This is a genomic window from Flavobacterium sp. MEB061, assembly GCF_000834715.1.
Classification (GTDB): domain Bacteria; phylum Bacteroidota; class Bacteroidia; order Flavobacteriales; family Flavobacteriaceae; genus Flavobacterium; species Flavobacterium pectinovorum.
This window is the reverse complement of record NZ_JXQR01000018.1, coordinates 222,818-242,108: the sequence shown is the minus strand read 5'-3', so window position 1 is coordinate 242,108 and position 19,291 is coordinate 222,818. Positions and strand designations below refer to the sequence as shown.

Below are 19,291 nucleotides of genomic sequence, written 5' to 3'. Positions count from 1 at the left end.
TAATTATAAATCTGATAACTATAAAATTAGCAAATTAATGTTTTATTCGAATATTATATCTTCTACATTATTAAAAATCAGTATTATATGTTTAACGTGGAACAATTAAAAAGTCTTAAAATAATTTCTGATTTTTTCTATTTTACATAATGTTAATTAGTAAAATCTAAAATCTAAAATCTAAAATCTAAAATCTAAAATCTAAAATCTAAAATCTAAAATCTAAAATCTAAAAATCAATTAATACTGGCTTTGAACATTTTAAGTTCATCCCAGGTAAATTCATCGCCATATTTTTCTTTTAATGGATTTAAAGATTCTTCCTGATAGAACTCAAAAGCTTCACGCAAAGCCAGAATTTTATCGTACGGCAGAACATCTGAAATATCAACTTTCTTAGCCTGAATTAGTTTAACAAAATGCGTTTCAACAGTTTGCACAGTTAGTTTACGAATACGCGCTATATCTGCAATTGAATTTTTCTCCAGCCACAAATCATGTGTTTCTTCTATAGTAGTTTTTTTAGCAGCTTTAGGTTCATTTTTATCTAATTTCCTTGCTGTATAACGAACAACAGGTTCTTCCGTTTTAAAGATATCGGTATTGGTCATGTTTAATTCCTCGCGAATCTTTGCAATCTTGTCTAATTTATAATTTTTAATCGCTGAAGAGCTTAATTTTTCTTTGCAAATAGTCTCTCCGGCAACAACAATTTCAATTAATAATTTAGCTTTCATTAAGCGCAAAACGGCCTTTGTTTGCAAGTCATCTAAAAAAGCTAATTCTTCGTAAAACTCTTTTACTTTTTTATATTTCTGAATTTCAGCCATTTTCTGCAAAAGATCTGTCACCAGTTTGTCCATCGGCTTGAAAAAATAATCGTAAGCGGCCACTACCCTTTCCTGCACAAAGAATAAATCAACAGTTTCTTTATTGAAAATTTTATTGAGCTGATGTATGAATTTTTGAGACGGATCTAAAAGCAACTCAATAGTTTCCAAACGCTTTGCCGCCCAAACCGAATGCTTGGCTTTTTCAGAATTCACTGCGTTTTCATTATAACTAAAACGGTGATTGCGCCATTCCTGCACTAAATCGGTCCAGTTAAAACTGTTAATCAAATAGTTATGAATAAAATTTTTGGTTTCAAAATGCAAAGAGTTCTTTAAAACTTCTTCTGTTGCTTTGTTCAAAGAATAATCCATTACATCCTGATCGTTAGAAATACCATTCATTTGCAACGGAGAAAGCAAAATAAGCCCGTTCAAGGAAGTTAAACGAGATAATGCTACATACGCCTGTCCGGGCAAAAAAACTTGCGATACGTCGAGCGCAGCTTTCTCAAATGTCAAACCCTGACTTTTGTGTACTGTAATTGCCCAAGCCAATTTAAGAGGATAATGTGCAAATGTGCCCAAAACCTCTTCTTCAACCTCTTTTGTGAGCTCGTTTACTTTGTAGCGAATGTTTTTCCACTCGTATTTCTCAACTTCAATGGTTTTATTCTCTTCAGGAAAATGAACGAAGATTTCTTCAGGTGAAAGTGATTTTATAATGCCCATTTTTCCGTTGAAATAGCGCTTTTCAAAAGAAATATCATTCTTCACAAACATAACCTGCGCACCTACTTTCAATTTCAGATTTTCTTCTACCGGAAATATTTTCTCAGGAAAATCTCCAACAATAAAGGGCTGAAAAGCAAATTCATTTCCTGCTAAATCATTAATAGCCTGTTCATTAATCGAATCGGCTTTTGCGTTATGAGTTGTGAGCGTAATATAACCGGGATTGTTTTTTAAGTCGAAATCAGGCTTTACATATTCGTTTAAAACGGTAATATCCTGAGGTGTAATCTGGTTATTTCGAAGATTGTTTAAAACAGAAATAAAAGTATCATCTGTCTGGCGATAAATCTTGGATAATTCAATGTAAAGCGGCGGATTTTGCTGGATTACATGCGAATGAAAGAAAAATTTCCCTTTGTAATAATTGCGTAAAGTTCGCCATTCCTCATCCCTGATTACGGGCGGTAATTGCAGCAAATCGCCAATAAAAAGCACCTGAACACCGCCGAAAGAGCGTGAATTTCTGCGAACGGTCTGCATCATAAAATCAATTGCATCCAGTAAATCGGCGCGCAGCATACTTACTTCATCAATGATTAGCAATTCCATATTTCGAATCACATTTCGCTTTACATTGTTCATTTTAAAGTGTCTGCGAAGCGTTTCTTTGTTTTCAAACTTCACCGTTTCAGTAAATTTTGATGCTTCATCGTACGATGGAATAAACGCCGAAAAAGGCAATTGAAACATCGAATGAATAGTTACTCCACCCGCGTTTAAGGCAGCAATTCCCGTGGGAGCTACCACAACAGTGTTTTTGTGCGTTGTAGCGATAATTTCGCGCAAAAGCGTAGTTTTTCCTGTACCAGCTTTACCAGTAAGAAATATAGATTTTTGCGTTTGATTGATGAATTGTAAAGTGTAAGCAGCAGCTTCTGAAACGTTTTGCATTGGGCAATAATTGAAGAACTAAAAGTATCTTATTTTTATAAAAGAAAAAACCTAAATCCGGTAGATTTAGGTTTTTTAATTATTTCGTTGGTGTGGTATTATTTTTTAGCAGCTTCGCCTTCTTTTGCTGCAGGCTTAGCTTCTGCTTTTGGAGAATCTTTGTATTTATCATTCAAAGCTTTAATAATATCTTTTGTGATATCATACTTATCTTCAGCATATAATACTGTTGCAGCATCACCAGTACCGTAGATATAAGAGTAACCGTTCTTTTTACCGTATTCTTTAATGAATTTTTTAACTCCACTTACAAGAGAATCCATTTCAACACCACTTTCTTGTTGTAATTGTTGAGATAATGCTTGCTGAGCGTAACCCAATTGTTGCTCTCTTTTTTGCAACTCAGCACCTCTTTGTTGAGCCCAGGCTTGTCCATTTGCTTGTGCCTGACTTTGAAAATTAGCAGCGTCTTGTTTAAAACGAGTAATTTCCGCTTGTAGTTGTCTTCCCTTTTCTTCAGCTTGAGCTTTGTATTTTGCCTCAAGATCTTTCGCTTCAGTGTACTCTTTCATTAAAACTGAAGTATCAACGTAAGCTGTTTTTACTTCCTTAACTTCTGCTGTTTTATTACACGAAACAACCGAAATTGAAAGTGCGATAATTACTAATGCTTTTTTCATTTTCTAAATTTCTAATTTTTTTAATGTATTGAAGACAAAAATATAAAAAAATAAATAGCATCAACATAAAGTTTAAAAAATGCTCGAATTTTATGATATTGGTTTTACTTATAAAGAAAAATATTAGCATAAAAAATCATTATTAAAAGTGACCTTCATATCTTTTACCAGAGCTATTTTCTCAAAAAAGGCAACACAAACCCTCATTCTTCCTGAAAAATCACTGCAAATAGGCTTATTTAGCATTTCAGCCATTTTTTGAGCATAAAAACGCTATCCGTTTATCATTTTTACTGAGTGGTATTTTTAAAATTGATCACAGTTCAAAAAAATATCAAAATTTCATTTTTTTGTTCCGTAATTTTCAAAAATAGAAATTCGAATAAAAAGTATCCTTTATAAAATTTTTCTTTGAAAAAACACAAAAATAAAACCTCGACGTAAAAACAAAATTTCAGCAATTTTTGCATCATTCTATTTTCAAATTTCAAATTTGAAAATTCAGCGTAAAATTCGAAAAAACACTCGTTTTTTATGGTATTGTTTTTATTTATGGAACCGTCTAAAAGCATAAAAAACCGCTATTGAAAGCGGCTTTTATAGCTGTTATTAGAACGTGTTTCTCGAAAAAGAGGATATTTCTCCTCGCCCAGCCACAAAAAGTGCTGGAAACGCGCTTATTTTGCGTTTTAGCTGTTTTTTAGGACGTAAATGTGAGATGAATACTCTTTTGTACTGCCCGCTTTCAAATTTGACTTTAAGCCAACAAAAAACGCACTGATATAATTCATTTTTCCGGTTTTGTATTTTTCAGATAATAAGCTCACGTAAAAAGAATCAAATTTCATTGGAAGCACTTTTTCTAACTTCATATCTACTTTTTCAAAAAGCGACTGAATGGCTTTTTTTGAGAAATGCCAAAAATGAATTGGCACATCAAAAGCTGCCCAAAATTCTTTGTAATGTTTTGCATCGTATGATTTAAAATTTGGAACCGCAACAATTAATGTTCCAGTTGGTTTTAACAAACGCTTCAATTCCTGAATTTGAAGTTCTAAATTTGGAACGTGTTCTAAAACGTGCCACATTGTAATTACGTCAAAAGAATTATTTTCGAGAACGTTAATTTCGTCCACAAAAGAAATTCCTTTTTGCTTCGCAATATTTTTTGCTCTTTCGCTTGGTTCTACTCCAACCGTTTCCCAACCGTCATTTTTTGCCGTTAATAAAAAATCTCCGGTTCCGGCACCAATGTCTAAAATTTTTCCTTTTTGAGATTGCTCCGCGTTGATCAGATTGAGTTTGTTTTTTAAAGCAATATTTTTCACAAAGTGATATGCTTTTTCAAACAGCGAACGTTTGTTATCTGTGTGCGAAATATAATCTTCGCTTTCGTAATATTTTCCAAGATTTTCCAAATCTGGTTGCGGAGATGTAATCAACATGTCTAAAGTTTCGTCGTGATACAATTCGAAAATTTCTTTAGATACAGAATGGTCTTTTACAGTAAGAAAATGTTTTTTGTTTAAAACGTCCATTTTTTAATTATCGGGATTTTGGTTTAATGTTATAGCAAAACCCTAAAAGTGAAATTTCAACTTTTAGGGTTTATTATTTTAGTATTTATATTTTTCTTTTAGCTCTTCCAATTTATTTTTACAGCCGACATTTTTTCATTTTCAATTCTTGTTTCCGTCAAAATTGTAAAACCATTTTTAATATAAAATGGCATTGGAGATTTATACAATTCGTTGTTTTGTTTTACTTCATTTTCCTGATCAATTACCCAACCATTCAAACTCGTTTTTTCCTTTTTAATTTCATTGATCAAAAGAGATCCATTTCCTTTTCCCTGAATTTTACTATTCAGAATTATTGCAAACCAATCTTCTTCTTCTCTCAAAAAAGTAAATGTCCATCCAATTATTTCATCTGAATCATCAAACAGCAAATAATGTTTTGTGTTCGAAAGTCCGGCCAAATACAATTCAAAATCTTCGATAGTTTTCAAATGTAATCTTACTGGATATTCATTATTCCAAAGTTCTCGCAAAACTTCTTTTTCTTCTAATGATAAAACTTCTTTTTCAACGATCTTCATAAAACAAAAATTTAGATTTCATCTCTTTTGTCATTCCGAGGAACGTGGAATCTTCGCAAGAAACTCCACAATCAAAGAACCAATCTTTGTCGATCTTGCAACGGAGATTCCACGTTCCTCGGAATGACAAAGTATATCAAATTAGTTTCACGTGGAACAAATGTCATTTTTTAGATTTCAGAATTTAGATCAAAATTTTAAATACGTTTCACGTGGAACAATTTAATCATTTTATCTTTATTCACATTTTTATCGCTGAACACAACCTGAAACCTGAAACAAAGAAAACCTGAAACAAAACTTATCTTCCCATATAAATCAACAATACGGAAATATCACTTGGTGATACTCCGCTTATTCTTGAAGCTTGAGAAATTGTAACAGGACGAATCTTGCCTAACTTTTGTTTTGCTTCAATCGACATTGATTTGATTTTATTGTAATCGAAATTCTCCGGAATTTTCACTTCTTCTAAACGAGTAAGTTTGTCAGCATTGTTTCTTTCCTTTTCGATATAACCAGAATATTTGACCTGGATTTCGGCTTGCTCCAAAATTTCCTGATCAACATCATTTGCTTCGATATACTCTTTTACTTTTTCGAATTTCATCATGTCCTCCAAATCAATTTGCGGACGAGAGAAAACTTTAAACATTTTATCACCTTGTGTAATCGGAGCTGTTTCTTTCGATTCTAAAATTGGATTTGTTTCTGCAACCGATACACTTGTCTCTTTAAAGAAAGCAACCATCTTTTCAGATTCATTTAATTTCTTTTCCATTCTTCGTAAACGAGCTTCAGAAGCAAGACCAATTTCGTGCGACATTGGTGTTAATCTAAAATCAGCATTATCCTGACGTAACAAAGTTCTGTACTCTGCTCTTGATGTAAACATACGATAAGGTTCTTCTGTTCCTTTCGTAATTAAGTCGTCAATCAAAACTCCGATATACGCTTCATCACGTTTTAAAATTAACGGCGCTTTTTCGTGTACTTTTAAATGCGCATTTATTCCGGCCATCAAACCTTGCGAAGCTGCTTCTTCATATCCGGTGGTTCCATTAATTTGTCCGGCAAAATATAAACCTTCAACCAACTTCGTTTCCAAAGTATGTTTCAATTGTGTTGGCGGAAAATAATCATATTCGATTGCGTAACCCGGACGAAAGAATTTCACTTTTTCAAAACCGGCAACAGAACTCAAAGCTTTGAATTGAATATCTTCCGGCAAAGAAGTTGAAAATCCGTTTACATAAACTTCACAAGTATTCCACCCTTCCGGCTCAACAAATAATTGGTGACGTTCTTTATCTGCAAAACGATTTATCTTATCTTCAATCGAAGGACAATATCTTGGCCCAAGACTTTTGATTCTTCCGTTGAACATTGGCGAACGATCAAAACCTTCTCTCAAAATATCATGAACATCCAGCGACGTGTATGTCATATGACAAGATCTTTGATGCGTTAGCGGAACGGTTAAATCCGAATAAGAAAACTTATCCGGTTTTGCATCTCCTTTTTCTTCATTCATTTTCGAATAATCCAAAGAACGACCATCAACTCGTGGTGGCGTTCCGGTTTTCATTCTACCAGATTCAAAACCTGCTCGAACTAAATCTTCGGTAATTCCGGTTGCAGCACTTTCTCCTGCTCTTCCTCCGCCAAATTGTTTTTCACCAATATGAATCAAACCATTCAAGAAAGTTCCATTTGTCAACACAACAGATTTAGATCGAATCTCCACTCCCAACGAAGTTCTGATTCCTTTTATCTTTCCGTCTTCGATAATCAAACCTTTTACCATCTCCTGATAGAAATCCAAATTTGGAGTTCCCTCCAACATCATTCTCCATTCTTCAGCAAAACGCATTCGATCACTTTGAACTCTCGGCGACCACATTGCAGGTCCTTTTGATTTATTCAACATCTTGAATTGAATTGCAGTTCGGTCAGAAACAATTCCTGAGTATCCTCCCAACGCATCAATCTCTCGCACAATTTGTCCTTTTGCAATTCCTCCCATCGCCGGGTTGCAAGACATTTGTGCAATGTTCTGCAGACTCATCGTAACCAATAAAGTTTTCGATCCCAAATTTGCAGCTGCTGCCGCAGCTTCAGATCCGGCATGACCTGCGCCAACTACTATAACATCGTATTCTTCTAAAAACATTTTGTTTTATTATTCTCTGCAAACCGTTTAAGGCAGTTCTCAGAATTAACTTTTTTACTCTTTTTGTTCCACGTGGAACGGTGCTTGCACTCAAAATTCAAATCTTTCAAATTCAGATTACAATCTGGAAATCCCAAATTTCAACTACAATTCTAAAAAATCGTTCCACGTGAAACAATAAAAATATTCAAACTTCAAGTTTTAATCCGCAAATTCTAAATCCTATATACAGTCGTAAATCATGTTCCACGTGGAGCAGGTTCAAACTATTAATTTAAAATCGTAAATCTTATCTTGTGTTCCACGTGAAACATAATTAACTTTATTTCAAAAAAGTTTAGAGTACGGCTTTGTTTTAAAAATTAAACCCTAAACGTTCCACGTGAAACACTTTGCAATTGTACTAATCAGGAAACTTAAATTAAACTGTTCCATGTGAAACGTTTTATTAAATAGACTCAAGTATCAGGTATGTTTCACGTGAAACAATTAGGATTTGAATTTTAAAATTTAACATTCAATCTACTGTTCCACGTGAAACATCGCGATCTTTTCATCTTCTTTCGAACGCATTAATTCAGCATCTTTATCAGTTTTATCTTTGTATCCACAGTAATGCAATATACCGTGAGCAAGAACACGTTTTAATTCATCTTCAAAAGAAACATTAAAATCCTTTGCATTATCTTCTACTCTTTCTACAGAAACAAAAATATCTCCGTTTAATTCGTTTCCAACTGTATAATCAAAACTGATAATATCTGTTAGTGTATCATGATTTAGATATTCTACATTTATCTTATGAAGATATTCATCATCGCAAAATATGTAATTTATCTCTCCTTCGTTCTTACCTTCAGAAACTATTACAGCACTCAACCAATCAGAAAAGGCTTGTTCGTTGTCTAAAGTAAATTCGGTTTCGGAATTAAAATTGATCATTTTGTATTAAAATATTCTTGAACCTTTTGATTAAAATTCGAGCGCAAAGGTAGCGATTGTCTATTTAAAATCTCTACACTGTTTAAATATTCTAAAAGTGAGCTTGGTAAAGCATTCGTTCTATTAGAAAATTCAGCCTTGTTTGTTTCAGATTGACGCTTCGTATCCTGACCCTGTTGCTGAACTGCATTGTTCAATTTTAATAATTCTTGTTGAATATTAAGGATGCGTTGCAAGTTCTCGTTTTTAAAACCTTTATTTAAAAGTTGCTTTTCTGATGCCTTCATTTGATCGATTACAGATTTGCCCTGAGAATCTAATCCTTGTTTAGCTAATTCTTTTTGTAATGCTTCACGAAGTTTTACTTGCTCCTTATATATTTCCATGATGGCTTCAGCATCTCCTTCACCATCATCACCGTTCTCACCGCCTTTACCTTCACCACCATTTTTGCTTCCTTGTCCATTTTTACCTTCACCATTTTTACCTTGGTTTCCTTTTCCTTGTCCTTCTTTACCCTGTCCATCTTTACCTTCTTTACCCTGACCTTGTTTTCCTTCTCCACTTTGGCCTTGTTTCCCATCACCAGGTTTTTGTCCCTGCTTCATTCCTTCTTTCATTTTATCACCCAAACCTTTTTGCTTTTGAATAATATCCGGTAATTGCATTCCTTGTCCATCTCCTTGTTTTGGTTTTCCAGCTCCCGGTTTAGACATAGACATCTGCATGTTGTTTAATAAATCACTTAAAAAATCGGCTAACTTATTTGCAGATGAAGTAGCATATTGTTGGTGTGAAACTCCTTTTGGAACCTGAACATCGGTTAAGGTTTCAATTGCTTTGTCTATATTATATTGTACGTTTCCAATTTCCTTCGTTACATCTTCTGCTACTTTTGGATTACGTAATGATAATGCAAACAAACTATCGTCGACATGTTTGAACTGTTGTTTCAAATTCTGCTGAATCTTAATGTTCTTTGTGTAAGCCGAAGAACCTAATTTCATAGATTTAAATTGTTTCATCACATCTTCCTGAGATAATGAATAGGCTAAAAGATTATCCAGAATCTGACGAAGCATTGCAACATCTTCTTCTAATTGTTCCTGATCTCCGCCTTCCATACTTGACTGCATTTCCTGAGACATGCTTTTCATTTTCTTAGCAGCACTTTTTTGTTTTGGCTTGGCCGATGAAGTATTCTTTTTACTCAATTCTTCAGAAGCTTTTTGTAAATCAGAATCTACATCTTTTTCTTTTGAAGCATCAGAAGGAATATCAATTGGAGATTTTAATGATTTGTTTTCTTCTTTTAAATCTTTCAAATCTTCTTTAATTTTATCAAAGGCTTTATTAATATCGTCTTGTTTCTCTTTGGTGTTTTCTCCCTCTTTATTAGAAAGCTTTTCTTGCTCATCTGCAAGTTTATTTAATTTTTCTGCAACCTGCTCAGCTTTCTTTTCTACATAAAAACGCTTCGTTAATTCAACTAATTGTTCTAAATTACGAGATTGGTTTTTGCTGATTTGTTTGAATTTTTCCATCTTATCAAACAACTCTTCACTTTGTAATTTGTCGTTTAAGTTCTTTAATTCATCCATCAACTTTTGATTCTTCTCTAAATCTTTCTCGGCATTATCCAATCGCTTTTGCAAATCATCGGCAGTTTTGTCTTTCTTTTCAGATTGAAACTTGTCTAAATTCTTATTCATTTTCTCAGTAAACTGTTTCATCATCTCGTCTTGTTGCTTCTGACGTTTGATAAAATCACTAACTTTTTGCTGATCTTTAAATTCTAAATTATCTTTTTCTTTTCCTGTTTTCTGAATCTTATCCATTTCAGAAAATTGCTTGTTCTGATTTTTTAAAGATTTTTCTAAACTATTAATATTATCATTTTGCTGTTGCAATTCCATATCCTGAATTTCATCTGTAGTAGAAACACGATCTGAAAACACAGAAGACTTTGTACTCTTGAAACCGTGCGGTGCATCATTATCAAAAACTTCAAAATAGTATTCATAAGAGACTCCTTCTTCTACTGCCAAATTACTTGGAAAGTTAAAAACGAATTGATCAAAAACGGCTTGCTTTACCGGAATGGTTCCACGCTTTGCCGTTTGTGGTTTGTTACGTTCGTAGTAAACAACCTGTAATTTTGATAAACCATAATCATCGCCCAATCTTCCTAAGACATAATTTTTATCCAACTTTAAACTATCCGGCGCAGGCGAAACGGTGATTGTTGGATGCTGATCTTTGATAACAGAGAGCTGATAATCCAGTTTTTCGTAATTTTTGACCTTATTATTAGAAGTAAGAATTTGATATTCTGTATTTTGACTGATATTTTTAGCCAATTTAAACTCGTTTTCTGCTTTATTAAACTTAAAAGTTGCCTTTTCATCTTTCCAAACAATCTCCTGAGTCGACTGTGTATTCATTTTCCAGGTTACCAAAGTTCCTTCCGGTACGATTGCATTTCCAGTTCCCTGAATCGTTTCTGATTTCTTTTTTAGGTAAGATGGAAAATTCAACACCATTTCGAAGTTGGCAATTGATGGAACAGTGATTACTTTTAATTCATACTCTTCAGATGAAACGGAATTACCTTCGAAAGAAAACGAAACATTCTCAACGGGTTTCTCAATCTTGAACTCAAACTTTCCAGGTTGAGATGACTCCATAAAATAACTTTCATCACCAATATGAATCATCACATTCTCGGGAACTACATTTCCAATCGATTCCATTTTGATAACGAAATCTTTATTTTGCTCTGTTTGTAAATTCTGATTTAAAACCACAAATTTGAAAGGAGCCGGCGGTAAAAATGTAGCATTAAAATGCACTACTCTATTTAAACTTTGAGAAATTATATTGCTGTTTCCTGAAATATAAAACACAGCAAAAAGCAAAATTGGAATAATGGCCAATGGTAAATACTTTTTGTTTGTTTTAAAGTTGATAGCATTTCCAAATGGAATTGGCTGCAATGAATTTGCTTTTTGTTCTATCGAAGCCAACATCAATTCTGAACTTTCTGCTGAATTCTCAGAAGCAGAAAGCTGCAAAAAGTTCGTTAGTTTATCACTTACTTCTGTAAAATGATTTCCAATAATAGATGAAGCCTGATTATAATCAATTCCTTTTTGAAGTTTGAACAACTTAAAAATTGGGAACAGAATAAATCGGAACAAAAGAAAAACTTCTACTCCTATAAATATCCAAAATAAAAGTGTTCTTCCCAGAGGTTTTAACCAAAGGAAATACTCAATAAAAAGTGTAAACAGAAAGTACAATAATCCAAAACCAATAAAAAGAAGTCCTCCTTTTATCAATTCATTCATATAATATTTTTTAATAAACGCTTCTAATTTTTGATATATAGCAGATGTTGTTTTCAAAATAAAATCTCTTTTAATTATAACTCATAAAAGTAGTAATTATAGTAATTGAAATTCCAAAAAAGAAATTCCAAATTCCAACTAGAACTTCACCTTGGAATTTGGAATTTAAAAAATTGGGATTTAACTAAAGTTGTATCTTTGCATCAAAATTTAAACAAAATGTCAAAGCAAGTTCGTGTGCGTTTTGCACCAAGTCCGACTGGACCATTACATATTGGCGGAGTTCGTACTGCCCTATTTAATTATCTGTTTGCCAAAAAAAACAACGGTGTTTTTTATTTAAGAATTGAAGATACAGATCAGACCCGTTTTGTTCCAGGTGCCGAAGCTTATATTATGGAAGCATTGGAATGGTTGGGAATTGCTCCTGAGGAAACGGTTGGAAAGAATGAAAAATTTGGTCCGTACAGACAAAGCGATCGTAAGGAATTATACCAAACTTATGCAGATCAGCTGATCAATTCTGGTTGGGCATATTATGCTTTTGATACTCCGGAAGCTTTAGATGCTTTAAGAAAAGAACAAGAAGCTGAAGGAAAAACATTTATTTACAATCATACAATCCGTGAAAAACTAGATATTTCTTTAGTACTTTCTGCTGATGAAGTTGCTAAAAGAATTGCAAATGGAGAACATTATGTGATTCGTTTTAAAACTCCGGTTGATGAAACTTTACACTTAAAAGATATTATTCGTGGTGATGTAAAATTTGAAACAAGTTTACTTGACGATAAAGTTTTATTTAAAAGTGACGGAATGCCTACGTATCATTTAGCGAATATTGTGGATGATCATTTGATGGAAACTTCACACGTAATTCGTGGTGAAGAATGGTTGCCATCAATGCCGCTTCACGTTTTATTATACAGAGCTTTTGGTTGGGATGCTCCGGAATTTGCACATTTACCTTTGATTTTAAAACCGGTTGGAAACGGAAAATTATCAAAAAGAGATGGTGACAAATTAGGATTTCCTGTGTTTCCATTAGAATGGAAAACCGAAGAAGGCGTTTCGTCTGGTTATAGAGAGAACGGATTTTTCCCTGAAGCGGTTATAAACTTCCTTGCTTTGTTAGGTTGGAATGACGGAACGGACAAAGAATTATTTTCATTAGAAGAACTTGTAGAGTCTTTTGACTTAAACAGAGTTCATAAATCTGGAGCTAAATTTGATCCGGAGAAAAACAAATGGTTCAATCACCAATATCTAATCAAACAAAATGATGCTGATTTAGCGAAAAGCTTCACTCCTATTTTAGTTGAAAAAGGTGTTGATATTTCTAAATATGACGTTACAAGAATAGTTTCATTGATTAAAGAAAGAGCCCATTTTGTTTCTGAATTTTGGGATTTGACTGATTTCTTTTTCCAGGCTCCAACATCATATGATGAAAAAGCAAGCAAAAACTGGAAAGAAGAAACACCGGCTTTAATGCAGGAATTGATTTCGACTCTTGAATATATTGATGGATTTGATTCAGCAAATATCGAAGCAATCGTAAAAGACTGGTTAACCAAAAACGAAATTGGAATGGGTAAAGTTATGCAGCCATTCCGTTTGAGTTTGGTTGGAGCTTTGAAAGGTCCTCACCTATTTGACATTGTTGAAATCATTGGAAAAGAAGAAACGATTTCGAGAATTCAGAAAGCAATAGCAACTTTATAATTAGAATATTTTCACCATTAAGATATTAAGTTCATAAAGCTAAACTTAATTTTTCTTAATATCTTAATCGTAAAAAGAAAATTCATAACGCTAAGAAACATTCATAAAATGTTCTTAGCGTTTTTTTATGCTTTAAAAAATTTAAATTGGAGGAATATTCGTAATTTACCCGATCATATAAAACTAAATTATATCACCATGAACACAGCTTTAATTATCCTTTTAGTATTTGGATTCTTCATTTTTATGTCTTCATTTTTTACAGTAAAACAACAATCATCTGTTGTAATCGAAAGATTTGGTAAATTTTTAAGCGTAAGAAATTCAGGTTTACAACTAAAAATTCCGATCGTTGACAGAATTGCAGGACGTGTAAATTTGAAGATTCAACAGTTAGATGTTATCATCGAAACCAAAACCAAAGACAACGTTTTTATCAAAATGAAAGTTTCGGTTCAGTTTAAAGTTATCCAGGAAAAAGTATACGATGCTTTTTATAAACTGGAATATCCACACGATCAAATTACCGCTTATGTATTTGATGTGGTTCGTGCCGAAGTTCCAAAACTAAAATTGGATGATGTTTTTGAAAGAAAAGATGATATCGCAATTGCTGTAAAAAGAGAATTGAATGAAGCCATGACTACTTATGGTTATGATATTATCAATACTTTGGTTACTGATATCGATCCGGATATTCAGGTAAAAAATGCCATGAACAGAATTAATGCTGCCGACAGAGAAAAAACGGCTGCTGAATTTGAAGCTGAAAGTTCAAGAATTAGAATCGTTGCAAAAGCAAAAGCTGAAGCAGAAAGTAAACGTTTACAAGGTCAAGGGATTGCAGATCAACGTCGTGAAATTGCAAGAGGTCTTGTAGAAAGTGTTGAAGTTTTGAATAATGTTGGAATCAATTCTCAGGAAGCTTCTGCCCTAATTGTAGTTACTCAACATTATGATACTTTACAAGCAATTGGTGCCGATGCAAATTCTAATTTAATCTTGCTGCCAAATTCTCCACAAGCCGGAAGTGATATGTTAAATAATATGGTTGCATCATTTACAGCTTCAAACCAAGTTGGCGAAATGATGAAAAAGAACAATAAAAAAGTAGAAAAACCAAAACCTATTCAACCACAATCTGGTTATGAAGATGACATTCAACCAGATGTACAACAATAAATAAAATGAAAAAGAGGCTTAATGGCCTCTTTTTTTATTTATAAACCAATTGAAAACAAATGGTAAAATTGATTGTAAAATTTTTGGATAGGATTCTGAAAAGTAATCTCTATATGAAGAAACAAATCCATTTACAATTTTTTGTGGTGTAATGCCTTCTTTAGTTTTCTGAAAACTCAAAACTAATTTCTGATAATTTATATCTTTTTCTAATTTCAGAATTTCTAAATCTCTGTCGATTTCAGCATAAGATGAGTATTTTTTCTTTTCCATATTTCTTAATCGTTAAAAAATATTTCTGAAAATTTCTCTAAAATCGGTCCTTCGACAATCTTATCTTTTATAAGAAAAAGTAATATTGTAAACAAAAGATAGATCCCTCCTACTGCCAAAAATCCAAGAGCATTACTTCCGAATAAATCTCCAAAAGCATAAGCTGCCGCAAAAGATCCAAAAAATAGAACCATAGTAAAACACAATAAAATCAAAGTAAACTTTAAAATTAAAGTTGTCGACTTCATTGCTACCTTAAAACCCCAAAGTTTATAATAAGCCAAATGACTGTCAATATAAACTTTAGTCTGATCCTGAATTTTTTCTGTGTTTTCTTTTAACTCTTCAAAAGCCATATTTAATTTTTTAAAATAAAAAAAACACAAAACTTACCTATAAAAATAAGTAAAGTTATGTGCTTCTTGTATCGATTTTATTTTTGAAGTTTAGCGTTTTGAGCTTTCAAATCAGCCAACTTAGATTCTAAAAAAGTAATAACTTCTTCAGTTTTATGGCTTACATTCGATAGCAACTCATCTAAAGTTCCGTCAAGATTTTGTGTTGCTCCGGCAAATTTTTCACGAAGAACATCCGAAGTAGCTCCTAATGAATCTTTTATATTGCCTTTTGCATCATCAAAGCCTTCCTTAAGTTTTGCTCTTGTATTCGAACCTTTATCCGGAGCCAATAAAATTCCGATTGCCGCCCCTACCGCAGCACCAGCTAAAATAGCCGCTATTGTATTTGAATTATTTGACATAATATTAAAATTTAAATGAATACTAAAGGTACAGTATTTTTGAAAGATAAATAATTGATTAAAAAATATTTACTAATAATTAACAATAAAATTAATACACATAAGCCACAGCTTCGTATTTACCATCTTTTTCAATAATACTTACAAAAGGATAACCATTTGATGCTGACTTAGTTTTGATTCTCATAGCAGTATGATTTTTATTAGCCATTGGCGGTTCTCCTTTTGTCTTTGTCGAGACTCCGGTAAAATTAGCCGCTTGTTTCAATCCAATTGTTTTCTCCTGAGACAAAACAGTTACCATTGAATAATCTGATTTTGAATCTACTATAATTTTATCAGATATTTTTTGAGTTTGATTTGTTTGTTTATTGGTAATTTGTGAAACAGCATATTTACTAATTTTATGTTCTTCTGCACTTCCGTTAAAAGAATAATAAATTAAACCATTTTCGTTTTTAATAAAGTTTACATCCAATTTTTCACCATTGTGTTTTGTAATTTGATGAGTCTGAGAAATTGCAATGTTTGCAAATAGAATAGCTAGTGTAAAAAATAAATTTTTCATGATAATTAAATTTAAGGATTAAAAAATTTCTTAGTTCAAATGAAAATCAAAATTTAAATAAACCACAAAACTAATTTCATGAAATTTTGAAAAATTATGTAATGCATTAAAAAATACTTTTACGTTGAAGTATTATCAAACAAAATCATAATTAGAAATTGACCATAAAACCAATTTTCAGAATTCAGACTTAGAGTAAATTCTAAAACAAAAATTATATTTTAAAATTTTAGAAAAACTCAGTTTCGATTCTTAAAGTGTCATTTTTAAAATTATAAAATTTCAGATTTGACCTTTGGATAAAAATACCAACTTTATAAACAATTGTATGTTAATAACCCGTTAAACTGACAAAAATAACAGCTAAAACTAAAATAAAGACCAATAACAAACAATAATTCAAAAAACGAATAATGTGTCGACTACTATAAAAAAATAGCTTAAAAATAAGATATGAAAGTCACTTTTTATATAAATAAACTATTAAAAATATAATTATAATAGATTATATAAATAATAAATAAAACCTACTAATTAAACTAAAATAATCACTTTAATTGATTTAATATAAAAAAAAGAATTTTCAATTTGATTTTAGTATTGAGCTAAAAATTTGATCTGTTTTTAGAAAAATTACATCGATTATACTTTATAAACAATTCACTGTTAATAACCTGTCAAGTAGCATAAAATAAGGGCTAAACTTAAAATAAAGCGTTTTAAACTACTAACTTTTAAAAGATGATAATTGAGATGGAAGAATTAAAAAAATAGCTTAAAAATAATTTATGAAAGTCACTTTTAATCTAAAATATTTATTATTTTTATTTTTTTGATAGAAAATATTAATAATAAAAAAAGCGCTTATATAAAGCGCTTTTTAATAGATTCTAATTATATTATTTTTTTACCATTTCGGCAAGAATTTCAATTTCTCTCTCCGAAGCATTTTTTGGAGGATTTGAATATAATTTTAAAATTTCATCATCAAATTGATTTTTGAAACTTTCATTTTCAATATCTCTTAAATTTAAAAGTGCTTTTGATCGAACATAAGTCGATTCGCTTCTTAGAGACATTGTATATAATTTTTTAATATCTTCTTCTTCAAAATCTGTTGATTTCCAACTAGAATATTTCAAAAGAAACTGAGAAAATAATAATGAAGCTTTATTATTGTTGATATTCTTCTTTAATGAATTTTGTAATAATGAAAAACTTGAAACATTTTTGATGCTCTCCCCTATTGCACTTTCAATTGCAATACGTTCTGGTTTAGATTCAACTTTGAAATATTTATTGATTTCTTTTAAAGAATTATTGATGCTGTTTTCTTCTTTTTTACCTTTTTCTTCCCAGGCATCTTTCAATCCAACAGTTTTGTTAAATACTATTTTTGAAGGAGTTGAGTCTTTATCAATAGTAAAATATCCCAAACGTTGAAACTGAAATTTATCCTCGTTTTGAGCTGTTGCCAAACTTGGCTCAACAAATCCTTTGATGATTTCTAATGAATTTGGATTGACAAAATCTAAGAAATTTTTCTCTTTATAACTGTCCGGAGCTTCATCTGTAAACAAACGATCGTACATACGAACTTCTGCTTCAACGGCATGTTGAATAGAAACCCAGTGTAAGGTTCCGGATACTTTTCTTTGGCTTGCTTCTGTCCCACTTCCACTTAAAGAATCAGTATCGTAAGTAACATGAATTTCAGTAATATTTCCGCTAGCATCTTTTATAACACTTTCACCTTTAATGATATATGCATTTTTAAGACGTACTTCTTTACCTAAAGTCAAACGGAAAAACTTCGCTGGAGCTTCTTCCAGAAAGTCTTCTCTTTCAATGTATAATTCACGAGAAAAAGGTACTTTTCTGAAACCTGCATTCTCATCTTCCTGATTATTTTCAGCTTCAAGCCATTCTTCTTTTCCTTCAGGATAATTTGTGATGACCAATTTTACAGGATCTAAAACAGCCATTACACGAGGTGCAATTTTGTTTAAATCTTCACGAATACAAAACTCTAAAACCGATACATTTATTAAATTATCACGTTTTGCAATACCAATTGTATTGGCAAAATTACGCAATGAAGCTGCAGTATAACCACGTCTTCTTAATCCTGAAATGGTAGACATTCTTGGATCATCCCAACCGTTAACATGCTTTTCCTTAACTAGTTGCTGCAATTTTCTTTTACTAACAACTGTATGTGAAAGGTTACGTCTTGCAAATTCTCTTTGCTTTGGACGAATCTGATTTTCATCAATAATCTGGTCTAAAAACCAATCGTATAATTCACGGTGAGGCAAAAATTCAAGTGTACAAAATGAGTGTGAGATTTCTTCTAAATAATCACTTTGTCCGTGTGCCCAATCGTACATTGGATAGATTTTCCAATCGTCTCCGGTTCTATGATGATGCCTGTGCAAAATCCTGTACATGATAGGATCACGCATCAACATATTGGTCGATTTCATGTCTATTTTTGCACGAAGAATATGTGTTCCAGCCTCAAATTCACCGTTTTTCATTCTTTCGAATAAATCTAAATTTTCTTCAACAGAACGATTTCTGTATGGACTATCAGTTCCAACAGTAGATGGAGTTCCTTTTTGAATTGCCATATCTTCAGAAGACTGACTATCAACATAAGCTTTATCTTTTTTAATTAACAAAACGGCCCAATCATATAATTGTTGAAAATAATCAGAAGCATAACGTTCTTCTGACCAGGAATACCCTAGCCATTCGACATCTTTTTTAATAGCATCGACAAATTCCTGTTCTTCTTTTTCCGGATTAGTATCGTCAAAACGTAAATTTACAGGTGACTGATAATCAATTCCTAAACCAAAATTTAAAGCAATAGAACTGGCATGTCCAATATGCAAATAACCATTTGGTTCTGGTGGAAAACGAAAATGAAGTTTAGTTTTGGAAAGACCTGATTTCAAATCTTCTTCTATGATTTGTTCAATAAAATTGAGTGATTTCTCTTCTGATGCCATTATT

15 protein-coding genes are annotated in these 19,291 nt (G+C 32.1%); 2 read left to right on the top strand and 13 right to left on the bottom strand.

Annotated features, from left to right (window positions below; genetic code table 11):
• Window positions 1–236 precede the first annotated feature (236 nt).
• From RT99_RS11710 to RT99_RS11675, 8 genes are all read right to left on the bottom strand, one after another.
• Window positions 237–2,516, bottom strand: coding sequence for a helix-turn-helix domain-containing protein (locus RT99_RS11710; RefSeq protein WP_042564923.1), 2,280 nt, complete (start codon window positions 2,514–2,516; stop codon window positions 237–239).
• A gap of 98 nt (window positions 2,517–2,614) precedes the next feature.
• Complete coding sequence (locus RT99_RS11705; protein WP_042564922.1) at window positions 2,615–3,196, bottom strand: OmpH family outer membrane protein; 582 nt, start codon at window positions 3,194–3,196, stop codon at window positions 2,615–2,617.
• Window positions 3,197–3,319: 123 nt separating this feature from the next.
• The gene (locus RT99_RS25810) at window positions 3,320–3,442 is read right to left on the bottom strand and encodes a hypothetical protein (RefSeq protein ID WP_256365466.1); all 123 of its coding nucleotides are present in this window, start codon (window positions 3,440–3,442) and stop codon (window positions 3,320–3,322) included.
• Between the two features lie 443 nt (window positions 3,443–3,885).
• Window positions 3,886–4,734 carry a bifunctional 2-polyprenyl-6-hydroxyphenol methylase/3-demethylubiquinol 3-O-methyltransferase UbiG gene (locus RT99_RS11695; protein ID WP_042564920.1) on the bottom strand — a complete coding sequence of 283 codons (849 nt, stop codon included), beginning with the start codon at window positions 4,732–4,734 and terminating at the stop codon, window positions 3,886–3,888.
• 98 nt (window positions 4,735–4,832) lie between these two features.
• Complete coding sequence (locus RT99_RS11690) at window positions 4,833–5,297, bottom strand: GNAT family N-acetyltransferase (protein WP_042564919.1); 465 nt, start codon at window positions 5,295–5,297, stop codon at window positions 4,833–4,835.
• Between the two features lie 301 nt (window positions 5,298–5,598).
• Window positions 5,599–7,470, bottom strand: coding sequence for a tRNA uridine-5-carboxymethylaminomethyl(34) synthesis enzyme MnmG (gene mnmG, locus RT99_RS11685; RefSeq protein WP_042564918.1), 1,872 nt, complete (start codon window positions 7,468–7,470; stop codon window positions 5,599–5,601).
• Window positions 7,471–7,992: 522 nt separating this feature from the next.
• Window positions 7,993–8,412, bottom strand: a complete 420-nt coding sequence (ybeY, locus tag RT99_RS11680) for an rRNA maturation RNase YbeY (RefSeq protein WP_042564917.1) — start codon at window positions 8,410–8,412, stop codon at window positions 7,993–7,995.
• A complete protein-coding gene (locus tag RT99_RS11675) occupies window positions 8,409–11,819 on the bottom strand; it encodes an O-antigen polymerase (RefSeq protein ID WP_042564916.1) in 3,411 nt (1,136 codons plus the stop codon). The genes ybeY and RT99_RS11675 overlap by 4 nt, the downstream gene beginning before the upstream one ends.
• 162 nt (window positions 11,820–11,981) lie before the next feature.
• On the opposite strand from RT99_RS11675, the gene gltX reads away from it, so the two are divergent.
• Both gltX and RT99_RS11665 read left to right on the top strand, forming a co-directional pair.
• Complete coding sequence (gene gltX, locus RT99_RS11670) at window positions 11,982–13,487, top strand: glutamate--tRNA ligase (RefSeq protein ID WP_042564961.1); 1,506 nt, start codon at window positions 11,982–11,984, stop codon at window positions 13,485–13,487.
• A gap of 198 nt (window positions 13,488–13,685) precedes the next feature.
• Window positions 13,686–14,669 carry an SPFH domain-containing protein gene (locus RT99_RS11665; protein WP_042564915.1) on the top strand — a complete coding sequence of 328 codons (984 nt, stop codon included), beginning with the start codon at window positions 13,686–13,688 and terminating at the stop codon, window positions 14,667–14,669.
• Between the two features lie 18 nt (window positions 14,670–14,687).
• Here the strand turns inward: RT99_RS11665 and RT99_RS11660 are convergent, their stop codons facing one another.
• The 5 genes from RT99_RS11660 to RT99_RS11640 form a co-directional block, all read right to left on the bottom strand.
• Complete coding sequence (locus RT99_RS11660; protein ID WP_042564914.1) at window positions 14,688–14,942, bottom strand: DUF6327 family protein; 255 nt, start codon at window positions 14,940–14,942, stop codon at window positions 14,688–14,690.
• 5 nt (window positions 14,943–14,947) lie between these two features.
• Window positions 14,948–15,298, bottom strand: a complete 351-nt coding sequence (locus tag RT99_RS11655) for a hypothetical protein (RefSeq protein WP_042564913.1) — start codon at window positions 15,296–15,298, stop codon at window positions 14,948–14,950.
• A gap of 77 nt (window positions 15,299–15,375) precedes the next feature.
• Entirely contained in the window at window positions 15,376–15,702 is a 327-nt protein-coding gene (locus RT99_RS11650) for a YtxH domain-containing protein (protein WP_042564912.1), read from the bottom strand.
• Between the two features lie 91 nt (window positions 15,703–15,793).
• Window positions 15,794–16,270: a hypothetical protein gene (locus RT99_RS11645; RefSeq protein WP_042564911.1), complete on the bottom strand. Its 477-nt coding sequence runs from the start codon at window positions 16,268–16,270 to the stop codon at window positions 15,794–15,796.
• An 899-nt stretch (window positions 16,271–17,169) separates the two neighbouring features.
• On the bottom strand, window positions 17,170–19,287 hold the full coding sequence (locus RT99_RS11640; RefSeq protein ID WP_042564910.1) for a glutamine--tRNA ligase/YqeY domain fusion protein: 2,118 nt from the start codon (window positions 19,285–19,287) through the stop codon (window positions 17,170–17,172).
• Window positions 19,288–19,291: the final 4 nt, after the last annotated feature.

Coding starts and splice junctions, on each gene's coding strand:
- RT99_RS11710 (WP_042564923.1), bottom strand. CDS start 2,516: ATGCAAAACGTTTCAGAAGCTGCTGCTTACACTTTACAATTCATCAAT.
- RT99_RS11690 (WP_042564919.1), bottom strand. CDS start 5,297: ATGAAGATCGTTGAAAAAGAAGTTTTATCATTAGAAGAAAAAGAAGTT.
- ybeY (WP_042564917.1), bottom strand. CDS start 8,412: ATGATCAATTTTAATTCCGAAACCGAATTTACTTTAGACAACGAACAA.
- RT99_RS11705 (WP_042564922.1), bottom strand. CDS start 3,196: ATGAAAAAAGCATTAGTAATTATCGCACTTTCAATTTCGGTTGTTTCG.
- mnmG (WP_042564918.1), bottom strand. CDS start 7,470: ATGTTTTTAGAAGAATACGATGTTATAGTAGTTGGCGCAGGTCATGCC.
- RT99_RS11650 (WP_042564912.1), bottom strand. CDS start 15,702: ATGTCAAATAATTCAAATACAATAGCGGCTATTTTAGCTGGTGCTGCG.
- RT99_RS11645 (WP_042564911.1), bottom strand. CDS start 16,270: ATGAAAAATTTATTTTTTACACTAGCTATTCTATTTGCAAACATTGCA.
- gltX (WP_042564961.1), top strand. CDS start 11,982: ATGTCAAAGCAAGTTCGTGTGCGTTTTGCACCAAGTCCGACTGGACCA.
- RT99_RS11665 (WP_042564915.1), top strand. CDS start 13,686: ATGAACACAGCTTTAATTATCCTTTTAGTATTTGGATTCTTCATTTTT.
- RT99_RS11695 (WP_042564920.1), bottom strand. CDS start 4,734: ATGGACGTTTTAAACAAAAAACATTTTCTTACTGTAAAAGACCATTCT.
- RT99_RS11640 (WP_042564910.1), bottom strand. CDS start 19,287: ATGGCATCAGAAGAGAAATCACTCAATTTTATTGAACAAATCATAGAA.
- RT99_RS11660 (WP_042564914.1), bottom strand. CDS start 14,942: ATGGAAAAGAAAAAATACTCATCTTATGCTGAAATCGACAGAGATTTA.
- RT99_RS25810 (WP_256365466.1), bottom strand. CDS start 3,442: ATGCTAAATAAGCCTATTTGCAGTGATTTTTCAGGAAGAATGAGGGTT.
- RT99_RS11655 (WP_042564913.1), bottom strand. CDS start 15,298: ATGGCTTTTGAAGAGTTAAAAGAAAACACAGAAAAAATTCAGGATCAG.